Source organism: Streptococcus suis (assembly GCF_002960445.1).
Taxonomy (GTDB): Bacteria; Bacillota; Bacilli; order Lactobacillales; family Streptococcaceae; genus Streptococcus; species Streptococcus hyiners.
In genome coordinates, this window is the sequence record NZ_POJD01000358.1 from 131,876 (window position 1) to 149,064 (window position 17,189).

Consider the following 17,189-nt stretch of genomic DNA (forward strand, 5'->3'; position numbering starts at 1 on the left):
CTCTGCTATGGACCAAAGAAAAAGGAATAACGATCATGTCACTACAAGAAGAAATCAAGAAACGCCGCACCTTTGCGATCATCTCTCACCCGGACGCGGGTAAGACCACTATTACCGAGCAGTTGCTCTACTTTGGGGGTGAAATTCGTGAGGCAGGGACGGTCAAGGGGAAAAAGACTGGTAACTTCGCTAAGTCTGACTGGATGGATATCGAGAAACAGCGTGGTATCTCTGTTACCTCATCTGTCATGCAGTTTGACTATGCGGGTAAGCGTGTTAACATTTTGGATACGCCAGGACACGAGGACTTCTCTGAGGATACCTATCGGACCTTGATGGCGGTGGATGCGGCTGTCATGGTAGTGGACTCTGCCAAAGGTATCGAGGCCCAAACCAAAAAACTCTTTGAGGTTGTTAAGCACCGCAACATTCCTGTTTTTACCTTTATCAACAAGTTGGACCGTGACGGTCGTGAGCCGCTTGATTTGTTGCAGGAATTGGAAGAAGTCTTGGGCATTGCCAGCTACCCCATGAACTGGCCCATCGGTATGGGGAAATCTTTTGAGGGACTTTATGACCTCCATAACAAACGCTTGGAACTCTACCGTAGTGATGAGCGTTTTGCAAGTTTGGACGAGGGTGACAAACTCTTTGGTTCTAACCCCTTTTATGCACAAGTTCTAGATGATATTGAACTTCTGGCGGAAGCTGGGAATGAATTTTCAGAGCAGGCGATTTTGGACGGCGATTTGACACCTGTTTTCTTCGGCTCAGCCCTGACAAACTTTGGTGTGCAGACCTTCCTTGACACCTTCTTGGAATTTGCTCCAGAGCCACATGGTCACAAGACAACGACAGGGGATGTCATTGACCCGCTCAACAAAGATTTTTCAGGTTTTGTTTTCAAAATCCAAGCCAACATGGACCCTCGTCACCGCGACCGCATTGCCTTTGTTCGTGTGGTTTCGGGTGAATTTGAACGCGGTATGGCGGTCAACCTGCCCCGTACAGGCAAGGGGGCTAAGTTGTCCAACGTGACCCAGTTCATGGCCGAGTCCCGTGAGAATGTGGAAAATGCAGTTGCGGGGGACATTATCGGGGTTTATGATACAGGGACTTATCAGGTAGGAGATACCCTGACCGTAGGCAAGAACAAGTTTGAATTCGAACCGCTACCAACCTTTACCCCGGAAATTTTCATGAAAGTGTCTGCTAAAAACGTCATGAAACAAAAATCCTTCCACAAGGGAATTGAGCAATTGGTGCAAGAAGGAGCTATCCAGCTCTACAAGAACTACCAGACTGGCGAGTATATGCTGGGGGCTGTTGGTCAGCTCCAGTTTGAAGTTTTCAAACACCGCATGGAAGGCGAGTACAATGCTGAGGTAGTCATGACCCCAATGGGTAAAAAGACAGTCCGTTGGATCAAGCCAGAAGACCTGGATGAACGCATGTCATCAAGCCGCAACATCTTGGCTAAAGACCGCTTTGACCAACCCGTTTTCCTCTTTGAAAACGACTTCGCCCTCCGCTGGTTCGCGGACAAGTATCCGGATGTGGAGTTGGAAGAGAAGATGTAGCGGAAAGACAGAAATCAGTAATCAACAAAGTTGATTTGATTTCGTCGTCTTTCCCTCGCAAGGGCGTCCAAAGAACTCAAGCAATGCGAAGAGTGATTTGTTGACGCCTACTGCGCCATCAGGCAGAAATCGGTAGTTTGCCTTGCAAACTCGATTTCGTCGTCTTTTCCTCGCAAGGGTGTCCAGTAATGTGTTGACGCCTACTGCATCGAGGTTCAGTGAACCTTTTGAGGTTGGAACTAGAGCGAACTTTGTTCGCAACAGTCGTAATGGTCAGATTTGGAGTATGAAATACGAATTGCTGAGATTTGCTTTGCAAATCTTATCTCCTACCTTTAACAGTCTCCCAGACTGTTAAAGCCAATCAACCACTACGCTGAGATGTTGACACGAACCCTGAGAAGCGAGGTTGGACTTTTTGCCCAGCCTCTTCCTCAGCCAATCCAATCAATCCTATAATAAGTCAGGTAAGTCCTGGCTTATTTTAATTTTGTTATCATTGCAAAAAAAGTATTATTATAATATGCTATAGTGGTATAAACGGAAATGGATTGGAGGTCTGAACTGTGTTTTACTACCTTAGAAAATGCAAGTTGGCAATAGTTGCTTATATTGCTGTGTCGGTGGTCTATGCTCTGATTTTAGCGGCAACGGGTTTTATTTATGCGCGAGTTTCGGAAGCGGCCTTATCTGGTGACCAAAAGGCATTTATGACTAGTTCGGTGATTGCAGTGGTATTCTTTTTATGTGACGGCTATTTTGACTACCTGCCGCGCTATCTCAAGTTTAAGGTAATCAATCAGATTATGGAAGAAACGCGCAATCAATTAGTGACTGTCTATGCGAGTGAGGACTTAGGAGAGGCAGCAAAAGACAGTCAGGCAGATAAGGTCCATGTCTTGGTTCATCATCTGAACATCTTAGAAACTACCTATCTAACACCGCTTCTATCCATGGTGACAAGCATATTAGTCTTTAGTTTTTCCTTGATTGGAGCTCTCTATCTTCAAGGAACCATGGCTATGATCATGTTGGCGCTCTGCTTTATTCCATTTTTGGCTCCGGTGATTAATAAGGGGATTTTAGCTCGTGTGACTAAGGACAGTCAGGAGGAGAAGAATGCCTATCTCGCCTTGTTTAGTGAGTTTGTAGAAGCTCTCTCTTTTATCCGCATCAGCACCATCACGCCAGTTTTTCAAGAAAAGCTGGCGGTATCTAGTCAGGAATACACTAGGCGTGCTAACCGTTTTGCCCAAAAACAATCCCAGACCTATGCGGTTTCCTACAGTTTGAGCAGCGTAGTCTATTCAGGTTCCTGGATTATTGGAGGGATATTTGTCTTCCAAGGTCTGCTGAACATTTCGGATTTGATTGCTATGACAACCCTGATGGGAACTGTAGCAGGTCCTATCCAAACCATGTCAGGCTTGCTGACGGATTATCTTTCTAGTCGGACGGTTGTGGAGGAGTTGACAGGTCTCTTAAATAGGAAGGAAGAAGGTCAAGCTGCCAAGCCAGTTTTGAAGGAATCCATTACGAGCCTTGCTCTGGAAGGGATTGATTGTCGCTATCAAGACCATCTGATTGTGGAGAATTTTTCTTATCTTTTTCAGGCCAATAAAAAATATGCTATCTTGGGCAAGAGCGGGAGTGGGAAGACGACCTTGCTCCGCCTCTTGCTGGGGATTCAGAAACCAGAGGCTGGAAGAGTCCTGGTCAACCAGAGGAATCTGGCAGAACTGGATCAGCTTGCCCTCTTTCGGAAAATTTACTACCTACCGCAGAAAACCAATCTATTTACAGCTAGCATCGGGGATAATTTGACCTTGTTTGCGCCTTTAGATGAGAATAAAGCAATGGGTTGCTTGCGGCAAGTTGGTTTAGAGGACTGGTTCTATCGGCAGGGAGATGGATTTGCTACTCTCTTGACCTCTTCTCAGCAATTATCAGGTGGGGAAGAGAGACGGTTTGATTTGGCGCGTGCCCTTTACCGTGATGCGGAGGTCTTTTTATTTGATGAACCTACAACAGGCTTAGATTCTCAAAGCGAACAATTGATTGCAGATAGTCTCGAGAAAATAAGGGACAAACTGGTGATTGTTGTGACACACTCTCAGGAGGAAAGTTTTTTAGCCCTCTTTGATGAGCAGGTTCATCTATCAGTTTGACAGCAGCAAAAACTCTTCTGGGGTTTTTGCTTTTTTTATTCCAAATTTTTCGGTAAAATAAGGAAAAGTAAAAAAGGAGTAAACAAATGGGTTTGTTTTCAGGTTTGATGGGCAATGCCTCGCAGATGAATAATGATAAGGTAGAGCAAGAGTTGGCAGACATCCTTCTGGATGCGGAACAGGTGGAGATGGCCTTTAGTTTGGTTCGCGATTTGATTGTTTTCACAGAACACCGTTTGATTTTGGTGGACAAACAAGGAATGTCAGGTAAGAAGGTTTCCTACAAGTCTATTCCCTATCGTTCGATTTCACGATTTACGGTCGAAACCTCCGGTCATTTTGACTTGGATGCTGAATTGAAGATTTGGATTTCTTCTGCGGCAGAACCAGCAGAAACTCTTCAGTTCAAGAGTGATAAGAGTGTTATTGCTATCCAAAAAGCCTTGGCATCCGCTGTTTTGGGGAAATAATCCTAACAATCTCGGTGTAGAATGAGTAGAAAGTGTATCCGCTTTCTACTTTTTTTGATATACTAAATATAGACAAATCCAGTAGGTGTTTTTATGTCAAAGATAGGTTTAAAAGATTGTTTACTGATTGTTATGGGTGGGATCTTGTATGCCCTAGTTTTGAATATGTTGGTCATTCCCCATGAGTTTGGAGAAGGTGGGGTCACAGGGCTTGCCTTACTTTTTTACTACACTCTGGGCATGGAAGCAGGGGTAACAAGTTTTATATTCAATGGCGTTCTCCTTGTTTTGGCCTACCGTTTTTTGAGTAGAGTAAGGGTCTTCTATACTTTTTTGGCAGTGGGTTCTATGTCGGTGACCATGTATGTGACAAGATTTCTACAAGCCCAATGGCTTCCGCTTATTCCCTCTGCTATTTTAGCTGGTCTAGCGACTGGTTTGTCCATGGCCCTGGTTCTTAAAGGAAACGGCTCAACAGCAGGTAGTGACATAGTTGCCTTATTATGTAACAAATATTTCAATTGGAAGATTACAAGGGTTATTTTGATTTTTGATATTTTGGTGGTGACACCCTTGGCTTTTAAAATTGGTTGGACCAAAACGTTTTGGACCCTGGTTATGGTCTTTCTTATCAGTAAATCCTTAGACTTGTGTTTGACCAAATGGAAATAGGATGGAACCTGTATTCACCAGTCGGTACTGGACGGTGAGTATAGGTTTTATTTTTTTTGAATTGGCTTCTTTCCAAACTTTTTTAATTTTTTGACTTGACACTGTATTGCTTGTGTGATACAATTAACACATCAAAACAAAGATACAAAAAGGATACTTGTATGAATAGAGAGAATGTCTTGTTGCGGATTGAGGGAATGAGTAAAAATTATGGTCAGCAGGCTGCGGTAGATCAGGTATCCTTTGCCATCCAGCGTGGAGAGATTTGTGGTTTGGTTGGACAAAATGGTGCGGGGAAAACAACTCTTATTCGAATCTTGTCAGGGCTGATTTTTCCAACGACGGGTCAGCTGGTCTTTCCAAAACCAGTTAAGATGGGAGCTATTATTGAGTCGCCTACGCTTTACCCAAACATGTCTGCTTGGGACAATCTTATGTATGCAGCTCTGCAATTATCCCTAGAAAATCCAACGGAGCGTATCCAGCAGGTGCTGGACTTGGTGGGTCTGGGGGATGTGGATCGGAAGAAGAAGGTCAAGAATTTTTCCCTTGGGATGCGGCAGCGAATGTCCATTGCCTTGGCGATTATTGATTTTCCAGAGTTTTTGATTTTGGATGAGCCCATCAATGGTTTGGATCCGTCTGGGATCAAGGAGGTGCGGGACATTATCTTGCGCTTGCGGGATGAGTACGGAATGACGGTCCTGATTTCTAGTCATATCTTGTCGGAGTTGGAGTTGTTGGCAGATCGTTTTGTCATCATGCACAAGGGCAAGGTCATTCGTGATCTGACCAGGTCTGATTTGGCAGCGGTCGTGGCGAGAAAGCTCTATCTGGATACGGCAGACAATGCAGCTGTGAAGGCTTATTTGGAAGAAAAGGGGCTGGAAGTTAGTTTGGAAGAGGCTGGTTTGGTCTTGGATGCGGATGAACATGTTCAATCTCTTATTGATTTGGTGGGTCAATCAGGGATTGAAATTCTGGAGATTTACCGTCAGGGTCAGCATTTGGAAGAATATTATTTGAGTTTGTTGAACTAGGAGGAAGTGGAAAATGAATTTGGTGAAAGCAGATTGGTATCGTATTCGTAAGGAAAGATTGTCCTTGGTTAGTCTGGCAATCTTGATTGTCCTCAGTCTGATTTTGGCTTATAGCAGTAGTCAGGAACTGACTGCTGTTGGGGCTGAGGATATTCTGTCTAACTGGACAAACTTGTTGCCTCTCTTTTTTGTGGCACCAGCCAAGATTTTCTTTGGGGAGGATTTCCAGTTTCGGACAGTCAATAATAGTCTGGTGCGTACCCAGAACCGTTTGAAGATTTTTACTCACAAGTGGTTGTCTAGTGTGGGACTTTGTGTCTTCTATGTCTTATTTGCCTATATGCTGACTGGTTTTGCTCGTCAAATGATGAATGGAGCAGCAGATTACGGGGTTCTTTTAGAAGGTTTTGTTTATCAGTTGCCCTTTTATATTGTGATTGCTAGTTTTTGTACAATCTTGTTTGTCATTTTCCCAAAAATTTACCAGGCTTATATGGTATATATCTTAATTGCCTTCTTGTTTGATCAGTTGTTCATGATGGCGACAGGCATTCTTCTTAAAACGGATTTTTTTGCGGACTTTATGATGTTTTCACAATTATCTGTGGCAGCTGACTTGGAGAACTTGCTCTCTTGGCCGTCAATCTTGGCACGGGTCTTTAGTTTGGGCTACTTCATCTGCGGTGCTCTGCTATTTTCAAAAAAGGAATTGAAGTAAGAATAGGCAATCTCGAGAGAGGTTGCTTTTTGTGAAAACGTATTATTTTGATTTCCAAGGTAAATCCTCACCTTAATGCTGAGAATGTGTTATACTAGGTAGGTTGCAAGTCTGATACTGGTTTACTCTGCGAAAATCAAAGCCATCCGTTGTCAACTCGTCTTGGTGAGTGAAAAGCTCCAGTGGAGCTTTTCAGCCTGTTACCTGCAAACAAGGAAGTAACAGTGTTCTACCTTCGACTAATTGACACGAACAATGTTCGTGGGATTTCCCACCTCCAACAGTCTATTCCTAGACTGTTGTGACACGAACAATGTTCGTAGGATTTCCCACCTCCAACAGTCTATTCCTAGACTGTTGTGACACGAACAATGTTCGTAGGATTTCCCACCTCCAACAGTCTATTCCTAGACTGTTGTGACACGAACAATGTTCGTAGGATTTCCCACCTCCAACAGTCTATTCCTAGACTGTTGTGACACGAACAATGTTCGTAGGATTTCCCACCTCCAACAGTCTATTCCTAGACTGTTGTGACACGAACAATGTTCGTGGGATTTCCCACCTCCAACAGTCTATTCCTAGACTGTTGTGACACGAACAATGTTCGTAGGATTTCCCACCTCCAACAGTCTATTCCTAGACTGTTGGAGCTAGGCTAATTTTGATTTTCATTGAGTAGTAGTTCGCTGCCAGTGGAAATAGTTGTTACAAAAAAAGTGAGATAAGGTAGCTTCGCACTGCCTTGTAAAAGAAAGGAAATGCGTTAGGAAACTAGCTTGGGAAGAGCATTCGAACCCGTGCTAAAAACTTCGTGAAAAAGATAGACTTCCTAGTGTGTACCCACACTGCGTCAGTCTCCTATTTTCACCTTGTTTTCTTAACGCACTTGGTATCATAATTGAAATTTACTGAATTAAATCTATCAGAAGACATTTTGCTTGCCGTTGAGAAGGCTGGTTTTGAAACGCCGTCACCAATTCAGGAGCAGACTATTCCTCTTGCTCTTGAGGGTAAAGATGTGATTGGTCAGGCCCAGACGGGGACAGGGAAAACCGCAGCTTTTGGTCTGCCAACCCTCAACAAGATTGACATCGACAATCAAGCTGTTCAAGCCTTGATTATTGCCCCAACGCGTGAGTTGGCGGTGCAAAGTCAAGAGGAACTCTTCAAATTTGGCCGTGAAAAAGGAGTAAAAGTTCGCTCGGTTTATGGTGGTTCTAGCATTGAAAAACAAATCAAGGCCCTTCGCTCTGGTGCTCATATCGTAGTTGGTACACCTGGTCGGCTTCTGGACTTGATCAAACGCAAGGCTCTCAAGCTTGACGGTGTTGAAACCCTTATTCTTGATGAAGCGGATGAAATGCTTAACATGGGCTTCTTGGATGATATTGAAGCCATCATCGAGCGTGTACCAGTAAGTCGCCAGACCCTTCTATTTTCTGCGACCATGCCTGAGCCAATCAAGCGTATCGGTGTCAAGTTCATGAAAGAGCCTGAGCACGTTAAGATTGCGGCCAAGGAATTGACCAATGTCAACGTGGACCAATACTATATCCGTGTCAAAGAAAATGAGAAATTCGACACCATGACACGCCTTATGGACGTTGACCAGCCAGAATTGTCTATCGTCTTCGGTCGTACCAAACGCCGTGTTGATGAATTGACGCGTGGTTTGAAATTGCGTGGTTTCCGTGCGGAAGGTATCCACGGAGATTTGGACCAGAACAAGCGTCTTCGTGTCATTCGTGATTTTAAAAATGACCAAATTGATGTCCTAGTTGCGACGGACGTAGCGGCGCGTGGTTTGGATATCTCAGGTGTGACACATGTCTACAACTACGATATTCCACAGGATCCAGAAAGCTATGTTCATCGTATCGGTCGTACAGGTCGTGCTGGTCAATCCGGTCAGTCTATTACCTTTGTATCTCCAAATGAGATGGGCTACTTGGCTATTATCGAAGATTTGACCAAGAAACGTATGAAAGGTCTCAAGCCTGCAACGGCTCAGGAAGCATTTGAAGCCAAGAAGAAAGTTGCTTTGAAAAAAATTGAGCGTGAAATGGCGGATGAAACCATCCGTAGCAATTTCGATAAGTTCAAGAAAGATGCTATTCAGTTAGCGGCTGAATTTACGCCTGAAGAGCTTGCTCTTTACGTACTCAGCCTGACTGTACAAGATCCAGATAGCTTACCAGAAGTAGAAATTGCGCGTGAAAAACCACTGCCATTCAAGTTTGCTCCTGGTCAAGCCAAGGGCAAGGGTGGACGTGGAGGTCGCGATCGTGACCGTGATCGTGATCGTGGTAGCCGTCGTGAGGGTGACCGTAACCGAGACCGTGGAGGACGCCGTGGTGATCGTAACGACCGCAACCGTCGTGATGACAAGTTCAAGCGTGACAACCGCCGTCAGGACAACAAAAAACCACACCAACGTACCTCAAGCGAAAAGAAAACAGGCTTTGTAATCCGCAATAAGGGCGAGAGATAAGAAAACTTATATTTATACAAGGAGTATTTCCCAAGGAAGTGCTCCTTTTTTATTTTTGAGAAACCAACCTATAACAATAAGCAAAATAATAAAAGCTAATAATAATATGTTTCTCTCTTCCTTTTTATCAGGTTTTTAAAAGAGATATCATTGTTGGTTTCTCTGGAATATCATACCACCATAGCATATATATATATATATATATAACCTATAAGCCCAACTTATGGTCTATTAGACTTACTTATAGTAGTGCATATTTGCTTGAAAAAACACGTACAATATGTTAGTATATGTATGTTTATAAAGGTATATGTTGCTATATAGAAAGGAGGCCTTTTTATGAAAAAAGGCAAGAAAGGATTTGATTGGTATGCTGCCAGACAGCGCTTCTCAATCAGAAAATTTCATTTTGGTGCTGCTAGTGTACTTTTAGGGGTATCGTTGGTCTTAGGTGCAGGTAGCAAGGTAAGTGCTACCGAGGAAGTACCTGTTCCTCCCGTGGGGCAAGAACTTGTTGTTAGTGAAGAAAGAGCAGATGGCTTGCCTCTTTCTGAAGAAGTTTTGCCTGCAAAATCTACAATTTTGACTGTTACCGAACCTTTGATTGAAGAATCAGTTGCTGTTCAACCATCTGAGGTTTCTCAAAGCGATAAAGAAGAGGCAGAAGTCCAACCATTTGTGGATGAAACACCTAAAACCAGACAGGCTGTGCTTTCTTATACTGTGAGATATGTTGATCAAACCGATACAGTTCTGTTGTCTGAAACCTTTTCTATAGAGGTAACGACAGTCGATGAGCAGGCTAGCCATGATTTGAACCTTCCATCTAAACTACCAGAGGGTTATCGCCTGGCAGTAGATCAGGATGAAGAACAGTTGGTGACTATTGTTGAAGGTCAAGAGAATCTTATTACAGTCCGCCTTGAAAAAATCGAAGATGCGGAATTGGAAAAAACTAAAGAGTCAGCTTCAGCCGATGATAGGAAAACTATTCCAGTTGTTGAAAATACGGATGTAGTGACACCGAAGTCTGAGGAAGTAGCAAAAGACCATTTTGTATCCGCTCCAGAAAGGACTGTACATATTCCATATAAGGTTATCCAGACCGATGTGGAAACAGGTGAAGAGAAGAAACTTGGTCAAGTAGGTTATGTTTCTGTAACCACTACTGACGAAATTGCCAAGACTGAGGTAACCGTTACTGCTGATAAGTTGGCCTCGAATTATCGTTTGGCAGATGGTCAGCCAAATGTAATGACAAAAGTTGTGACGGAAAATGAAACCAATATCCTATCCTTTGCTGTGACGCGTAAAAAAGATGAGAAAGATAATCCGCTAATAGAGGATGCTGTAGCAGCTAGTGACAACACCGAAGGTACGAGTGGATTTAGGGCTATTGAAAATGCTACAAGAAGTGCCAATTCTGTATCTTATGTAACGACCGAGTGGATTGTGCCAGATACGGCTGAAACGGCTGGTGCAAATTTTGAAAAGGCAGCTAAAGAAGCAAGTGTCACCGAAACAACAACAGTTGTTCCTACAGCCTACCAAACAACTTTACCAGCAGGACGTGAGGTCTTCATGGTATTAAGTTTAGGTTCAGAATTGGATCCAAACAAGGCAACTACTTTTAATAAAAGATATAATAAAGACTATTTTATCCAGTTTTCAATCGCTAAAGTGGGAGATGTTAACAAAATATATGCTGATTTAGTTGATAAACGTCAAAATAATACAATAATAGAATCCGTGGAGATTGGACAGGGTTCTACAGGTAAATTTAATACTTTAACTCAATATGAGAAAGATAATTTTAAATACAGTTTTCAATTTACCCCAGACTCAAGTAATTCTACCAGCAAAAATCTCAAAATAAATAATCCAAACGGGGGAAATACCAATACAATCATATATGACAAGGTTAGTCCAAAATCAGCTGGTACGGAATTAAATATTTTTAATGCTTTAGTTCCTGTTCGTACAAGTCAGGAAACAAACTATGTTATAAAAGCTACAGACAAGAGGTCGGAAGAAAAACTCGCTACCTTTATTCAAAAAGGAGCATTGACAGGTGATAGCTACACGATTGCAGGTGCTTTAGATTTTAATAAATATGAGTTAATTGCTGAAGATGTTCCGACTGTGTTGAAGGGAGATTTAGCAGCAGATTACAAAATAGGGGCTAAAACCATCCAAGCAGTAATGACGCACAATGTAGTACGTGTTTTGGAAGTAACCCAAAAAGATGGTACCCATAAAGCGCATATTTACCTCTTGAATCCAGATGGACCAAATAGGTTAAACTTGGATAGAAAGACAGATATTACTGAAGCAGATTTGACCTCAGAAAACTTTATCAAATTCTTTACATCTGAGGAAATTGTTCCAGGTGCAGTGAATACATTGGAAGGTAGGTATAGCTATACTTCCAAACATCAGTTTGAAAGTTTCAAAACAGATCCTCATACGTTTACCAATGTTATTACTGGTGAAACAATGCTCTTTAGTAAGAATGGAGAATCTTTCTCAGAAGGTAATTTCTTTATTCCAGAACACAAAGCTGTCAGATTAAAAGGTAAAGATGGGCAAGCATATGGATTTGGTGGTGTTACACTCCGTATGGTTAATGACAATGTTTCTAATGAACAGCATGTGACCTATTACTATGCTGAAAAAGGTGGGGTTGTCGTACATTATGTCGATGAGACAGGTCAACCTATTTTGCAAAGTGTAACCTTAGTTGACCACGGTACAACGGGTACCCAATATAATACAGCATCACTCCGTGATACTGAGAAAACAATAAATGGTACCCGCTATTTGTTTAAACAAATAGATTCAACAGCATCTGCCATCAAACCAGTTACTGAAAATACAGCCGAATTGCGTCACATTGTTAAAGTGTCTGAAGAAACAGGTAATATTGAACGTGATACGTTGAAGGAACTGACATATGTTTATGAAAAGGCAGCTAAGGCTAAGATAGAAATTTATACAAAAACAGTTAATGTCGAGAATAATCAAGAAGGACCAGAAGTCTTTGATAGGAATTTCATTGAGCAAGATAGAAAAGGTTCTGCTATTTCAACGACAGCAACTAACGACTACCTCCGTGACAAATTAAATGATGGCTATGAGATAGTCAGTGATAATTTCACGAATGCTGCAGCGACATTTGATAGTGTTAATGACATTGATGGACAAGATCCAAGCCAGGTATTTAAAATTGTCCTACGTGAAAGAATTAAGACGGTAACACCTGACGCTCCAAAAGAACCCAATACTCCAATAGTTCCAAATAATCCAACTGGACCGAAGTATCCAGAAGGTGTACGTGCTACTGATTTGAACGAGAGCGTTAAGCGTACTATTAAGTATCAGTATGAGGGTGGAGCAGAGGCTAGACCAACAGTTGAAGAAACACTGAGATTTACTCGTACTGCTAAGGTAAATGTTGTAACGGGAGTACTTGCCTATACTTCGTGGACTTCAACTGATGACGACTTCGACCAGGTAGACACACCAGCAATTGCAGGCTACACACCAGATAAGGCAAGTGTAGCAGCTGAAGTGGATGTAGCAGCTACAGCTCCAGACACTGAAGTTATCGTTAGATATGTGAAAGATGCCCAGAAAGCTACCATCACATACCAAGATGACACCGGTAACCAGCTAGGTGCTGTGGATGAAGTGACCGGTAAGTCAGGCGAGCCGATTGACTACACCACAAGTGCCCGCATCACAGAACTCACCAACCAAGGTTATGAAGTGGTGACAGATGGCTTTACTAGAGACGGTGGACAAGTCTTCGATACAGATAAGACCACTGACCAGACCTTCACCGTTGTTGTGAGAGCTAAAGTGGTGACAGTCACACCAGAAGATCCGAAGAATCCAGATACACCAGTAGATCCAGGCAACCCAGGCGGACCAAAATGGCCAGATGGAGTCAAAGCTACAGACTTAAATGAGACTGTAACACGAACCATCAAGTACCAATACGAAGATGGAAGCCAGGCTAAGGATGATGTCGTAGAAACCTTGACCTACAAACGCACAGCGACCGTCAACCTAGTGACTAAAGAAGTGAGTCATGGCGAGTGGATCTCAACTGATGACGACTTCAACCAGGTAGACACACCAGCAATTGCAGGCTACACACCAGATAAGGCAAGTGTAGCAGCTGAAGTGGATGTAGCAGCTACAGCTCCAGACACTGAAGTTATCGTTAGATATGTGAAAGATGCCCAGAAAGCTACCATCACATACCAAGATGACACCGGTAACCAGCTAGGTGCTGTGGATGAAGTGACCGGTAAGTCAGGCGAGCCAATCAACTACACCACCACAGCCCGTATCACAGAGCTTATTAACGAAGGTTATGAAGTGGTGACAGATGGCTTCACCAAAGAAGGTGGACAAGTCTTCGATACAGATAAGACTACAGACCAACCATTTGAAGTCGTCGTAAGAGCTAAAGTAGTAACAGTCACCCCAGAAGATCCTAAGAATCCAGGTACACCAGTAGATCCAGGCAAGCCAGACGGACCAAAATGGCCAGATGGCTTGAAGGAAAGTGACCTCAACCAAACTGTTACACGAACCATCAAGTACCAATACGAAGATGGAAGTCAGGCTCAGCCAGATGTTGTTGAAACACTGACCTACAAACGTACCGCGACTGTTAACTTGGTAACTAAAGAAGTGACTTATGGCGACTGGACCTCAACTGATGATGACTTCGACAAGGTAGACACACCAGCAATTGCAGGTTACACACCAGACAAGGCAAGTGTCGAAGCTGTTCAGGATGTTCCGGCAACTGATCCAGACACTGAAGTTATCGTTAGATATGTGAAGGACGCCCAAAAAGCCACCATCACCTACAAAGATGACAAAGGAAAAACGCTTGGTAATGTCGATGAAGTCACAGGTAAGTCAGGCGAGCCAATCAACTACACCACCACAGCCCGTATCACAGAGCTTATTAACGAAGGTTATGAAGTGGTGACAGATGGCTTCACCAAAGAAGGTGGACAAGTCTTCGATACAGATAAGACTACAGACCAACCATTTGAAGTCGTCGTAAGAGCTAAAGTAGTAACAGTCACCCCAGAAGATCCTAAGAATCCAGGTACACCAGTAGATCCAGGCAAGCCAGACGGACCAAAATGGCCAGATGGCTTGAAGGAAAGTGACCTCAACCAAACTGTTACACGAACCATCAAGTACCAATACGAAGATGGAAGTCAGGCTCAGCCAGATGTTGTTGAAACACTGACCTACAAACGTACCGCGACTGTTAACTTGGTAACTAAAGAAGTGACTTATGGCGACTGGACCTCAACTGATGATGACTTCGACAAGGTAGACACACCAGCAATTGCAGGTTACACACCAGACAAGGCAAGTGTAGCAGCTGAAGTGGATGTGCCAGCAGAAGCAGCTGATAAGGAAGTTATCGTTACCTATGTCAAGGATGTTCCGAAAGAAGCAACTGTTACAATCAAGTACGTGGATGAGAATGGTCTCGAGATTCTTCCACCAGAAACCATCACAGGTAAGATTGGTGATCCATACACAACCAGCGGCAAGGTGATTTCAGGTTACTATTTAGTAGAAGTGCCAGCGAACCAAACAGGAACAATTTCTGCTAGTGGTACAACCGTTGTCTATGTCTATGGCAAACTCGGTTCATGGGTTCCAAGTGTTCCGACAGGAGTAGACCCAGTACCGCCAATTCCGTATCCGAACGACCCAACGGATCCAAGTACACCGGGCACTGATTTGCCAGTTCTGCCACATATTCCAGGTCATATTCCAGTCGGACCAGACGGCGTAAGTCCATTGACCCCAGTCGATCCAAGTGATCCAAGCAAGGGCTATGTCTTGCCGCCAGTTCCGTCAAATCCAGGAGCGGATACTCCGATTACCTATGTGCCTGAAGCACCGAAAGAAGCAACTGTCACAGTCAAGTACGTGGATGAGAATGGTCGTGAGATTCTTCCGCCAGAAACCATCACAGGCAAGGTTGGTGAGCCATACACAACCAGCGGCAAGGTGATTTCGGGTTACTATCTAGTAGAAGTGCCAGCGAACCAAACAGGAACAATTTCTGCTAGTGGTACAACTGTTGTCTATGTCTATGGCAAACTCGGTTCATGGGTTCCAAGTGTTCCGACAGGAGTAGACCCAGTACCGCCAATTCCGTATCCGAACGACCCAACGGATCCAAGTAAACCAGGTACAGACTTGCCAGTTCTGCCACATGTTCCAGGTCATATTCCAGTCGGACCAGACGGTGTCACACCATTGACTCCAGTCGATCCAAGTGATCCAAGCAAGGGCTATATCTTGCCGCCAGTTCCGTCAAATCCAGGAACAGATACTCCGATTACCTATGTGCCTGTACCTCAGCCACAAGAACCAATCCTTCCAGAACCTACTCAACCAACACCACCAGCTCTTCCAACCCACCCAAGTGCTCCAGTGAAGCCTATGGCTCCAGTTTCCCCTACTGCGCCAGCTTCACCAGCTCAAAATACAGTGACAGCAGATAAAACAAGTCAACGAACATTACCAAATACAGGTGATAGCAGTTCAGATATTGCCTTGATGGTAGGTATCAGCTTGTTAATGGCTACACTCGGCATGGTTGTGAAAGCTAGGAAGGAAGACTAGTTTTTGGTAAACATGAACAAGAGAGGATTTTCCTCTCTTGTTTTTTTATGCAGGTAAGGATGCTAGAATGCCTATCGGCATTGTCTGTATTTCCTATAAAAATCCTTTAATAATGTCTAATTTTCTGCTATACTAACAGTAGCTAATAATGGAGGTAAGACCATGGGCATTTTGACAATGGATAAAGCCTTTGTATTCTAAAAAACAATACAAAGGAGAAGATCATGATTACTTATAAACAAGACCCTCAACTTGATTTTCAAGCTGTCCTTGACCTCTATGCTTCAGTTGGTTGGACAAATTATACTGACCGGCCTGCTATGTTACAGAAGGCCTTGGAACATAGCCTGTTTATTCTTGCGGCCTATGACGGTGATCGTCTCGTGGGGCTCTTGCGAGCAGTTGGTGATGGCTATTCAATCGTTTTTATTCAGGACATCTTGGTCCTGCCCACCTATCAGCGTCAGGGAATTGGTCGTCATCTTTTGGAGCAGGCCATTACCCACTTTTCGGAAGTTTATCAGCTTCATCTCTTGACAGACAATACAGAGAAAACACGGTCTTTCTATGAAGCGCTTGGTTTTACAGCTGTTGATAGCCTAGACTGTATCGCCTACACCTATTTAAAATAATAAGACAATCTAAAAAAGCAGAGGCTGGGAGACCAGCCTTTTGCTTCGAGCAAATGATTTGAATTTCAAATCAAAAAGAGTAGAATATATTTATCAATAATTAGTAACAAGGGAGATGAACAATGGCAACTGTATTAATTGTAAAGGCCCACCCCCTCGACGCACAAAAGTCCTACGCCTTGCGGGCATTGGAAGAGTTTCAAACTCGGTACGCCAGTTTGCACCCGGAAGATAGGATTGAAATAGTAGATGTCTTTGAGGATCAGATTCCAGCCTTGGACAAGCCCTTGTTTGAGGCCATGGGAGCAGCCAAAAAAGGTATCGAAATCAGCCATGAACAAGCAGAACGCTTGGACTGCTACAATGCCCTAACCCAACAATTTCTTGCGGCAGATAAGATTGTTGTGGTCAATCCTCTCTGGAATCTCAATGTTCCAAGCCAGTTAGTGTCATGGATTAACACGATTAACGTTGCAGGACTGACTTTCAAGTATGGACCAGAAGGCTCCATCGGTCTGGTCAAGGACAAAAAACTTCTCCATATCCAGTCTAATGGTGGTTTCTATGCTGGTCAGGATCCAGCAGCCCAATACATCAAATCTGTCTTTGAATTTCTGGGCTTTGAAGACATCAATCAGGTCTTCATTGAAGGACAATCGGCCGATCCAAGCCAGGCTCAGGCTATTTTTGTAGAGGCTATGGTCAAAATTGATGAGATTTTGGAAACATTTTAA

General features: G+C 43.4%; 10 protein-coding genes. All 10 read left to right on the forward strand.

Annotated elements, in window-relative coordinates; all coding sequences use genetic code 11:
- Positions 1-35 precede the first annotated feature (35 nt).
- The 10 genes from C1G53_RS11890 (at position 36) to C1G53_RS11935 (ending at position 17,189) form a co-directional block, all read left to right on the forward strand.
- On the forward strand, positions 36-1,580 hold the full coding sequence (locus C1G53_RS11890; protein WP_105107860.1) for a peptide chain release factor 3: 1,545 nt from the start codon (positions 36-38) through the stop codon (positions 1,578-1,580).
- A gap of 566 nt (positions 1,581-2,146) precedes the next feature.
- Positions 2,147-3,748, forward strand: a complete 1,602-nt coding sequence (locus tag C1G53_RS11895) for an ATP-binding cassette domain-containing protein (RefSeq protein WP_105118780.1) — start codon at positions 2,147-2,149, stop codon at positions 3,746-3,748.
- A gap of 86 nt (positions 3,749-3,834) precedes the next feature.
- The gene (locus tag C1G53_RS11900) at positions 3,835-4,218 is read left to right on the forward strand and encodes a PH domain-containing protein (RefSeq protein WP_105118781.1); all 384 of its coding nucleotides are present in this window, start codon (positions 3,835-3,837) and stop codon (positions 4,216-4,218) included.
- A 93-nt stretch (positions 4,219-4,311) separates the two neighbouring features.
- Positions 4,312-4,890 carry a YitT family protein gene (locus C1G53_RS11905; protein WP_105114636.1) on the forward strand — a complete coding sequence of 193 codons (579 nt, stop codon included), beginning with the start codon at positions 4,312-4,314 and terminating at the stop codon, positions 4,888-4,890.
- A 161-nt stretch (positions 4,891-5,051) separates the two neighbouring features.
- Positions 5,052-5,930, forward strand: coding sequence for an ATP-binding cassette domain-containing protein (locus C1G53_RS11910; RefSeq protein WP_105118782.1), 879 nt, complete (start codon positions 5,052-5,054; stop codon positions 5,928-5,930).
- A gap of 13 nt (positions 5,931-5,943) precedes the next feature.
- Positions 5,944-6,648: a hypothetical protein gene (locus tag C1G53_RS11915; RefSeq protein ID WP_105118783.1), complete on the forward strand. Its 705-nt coding sequence runs from the start codon at positions 5,944-5,946 to the stop codon at positions 6,646-6,648.
- A 901-nt stretch (positions 6,649-7,549) separates the two neighbouring features.
- On the forward strand, positions 7,550-9,142 hold the full coding sequence (locus C1G53_RS11920) for a DEAD/DEAH box helicase (RefSeq protein ID WP_105118784.1): 1,593 nt from the start codon (positions 7,550-7,552) through the stop codon (positions 9,140-9,142).
- A gap of 339 nt (positions 9,143-9,481) precedes the next feature.
- Positions 9,482-15,823 carry a mucin-binding protein gene (locus C1G53_RS11925; RefSeq protein WP_105118785.1) on the forward strand — a complete coding sequence of 2,114 codons (6,342 nt, stop codon included), beginning with the start codon at positions 9,482-9,484 and terminating at the stop codon, positions 15,821-15,823.
- Between the two features lie 224 nt (positions 15,824-16,047).
- Positions 16,048-16,455 (forward strand): GNAT family N-acetyltransferase, encoded by a 408-nt coding sequence (locus tag C1G53_RS11930; RefSeq protein ID WP_105118786.1) that lies wholly within the window; start codon positions 16,048-16,050, stop codon positions 16,453-16,455.
- A 122-nt stretch (positions 16,456-16,577) separates the two neighbouring features.
- Positions 16,578-17,189 carry an FMN-dependent NADH-azoreductase gene (locus C1G53_RS11935; protein WP_105118787.1) on the forward strand — a complete coding sequence of 204 codons (612 nt, stop codon included), beginning with the start codon at positions 16,578-16,580 and terminating at the stop codon, positions 17,187-17,189.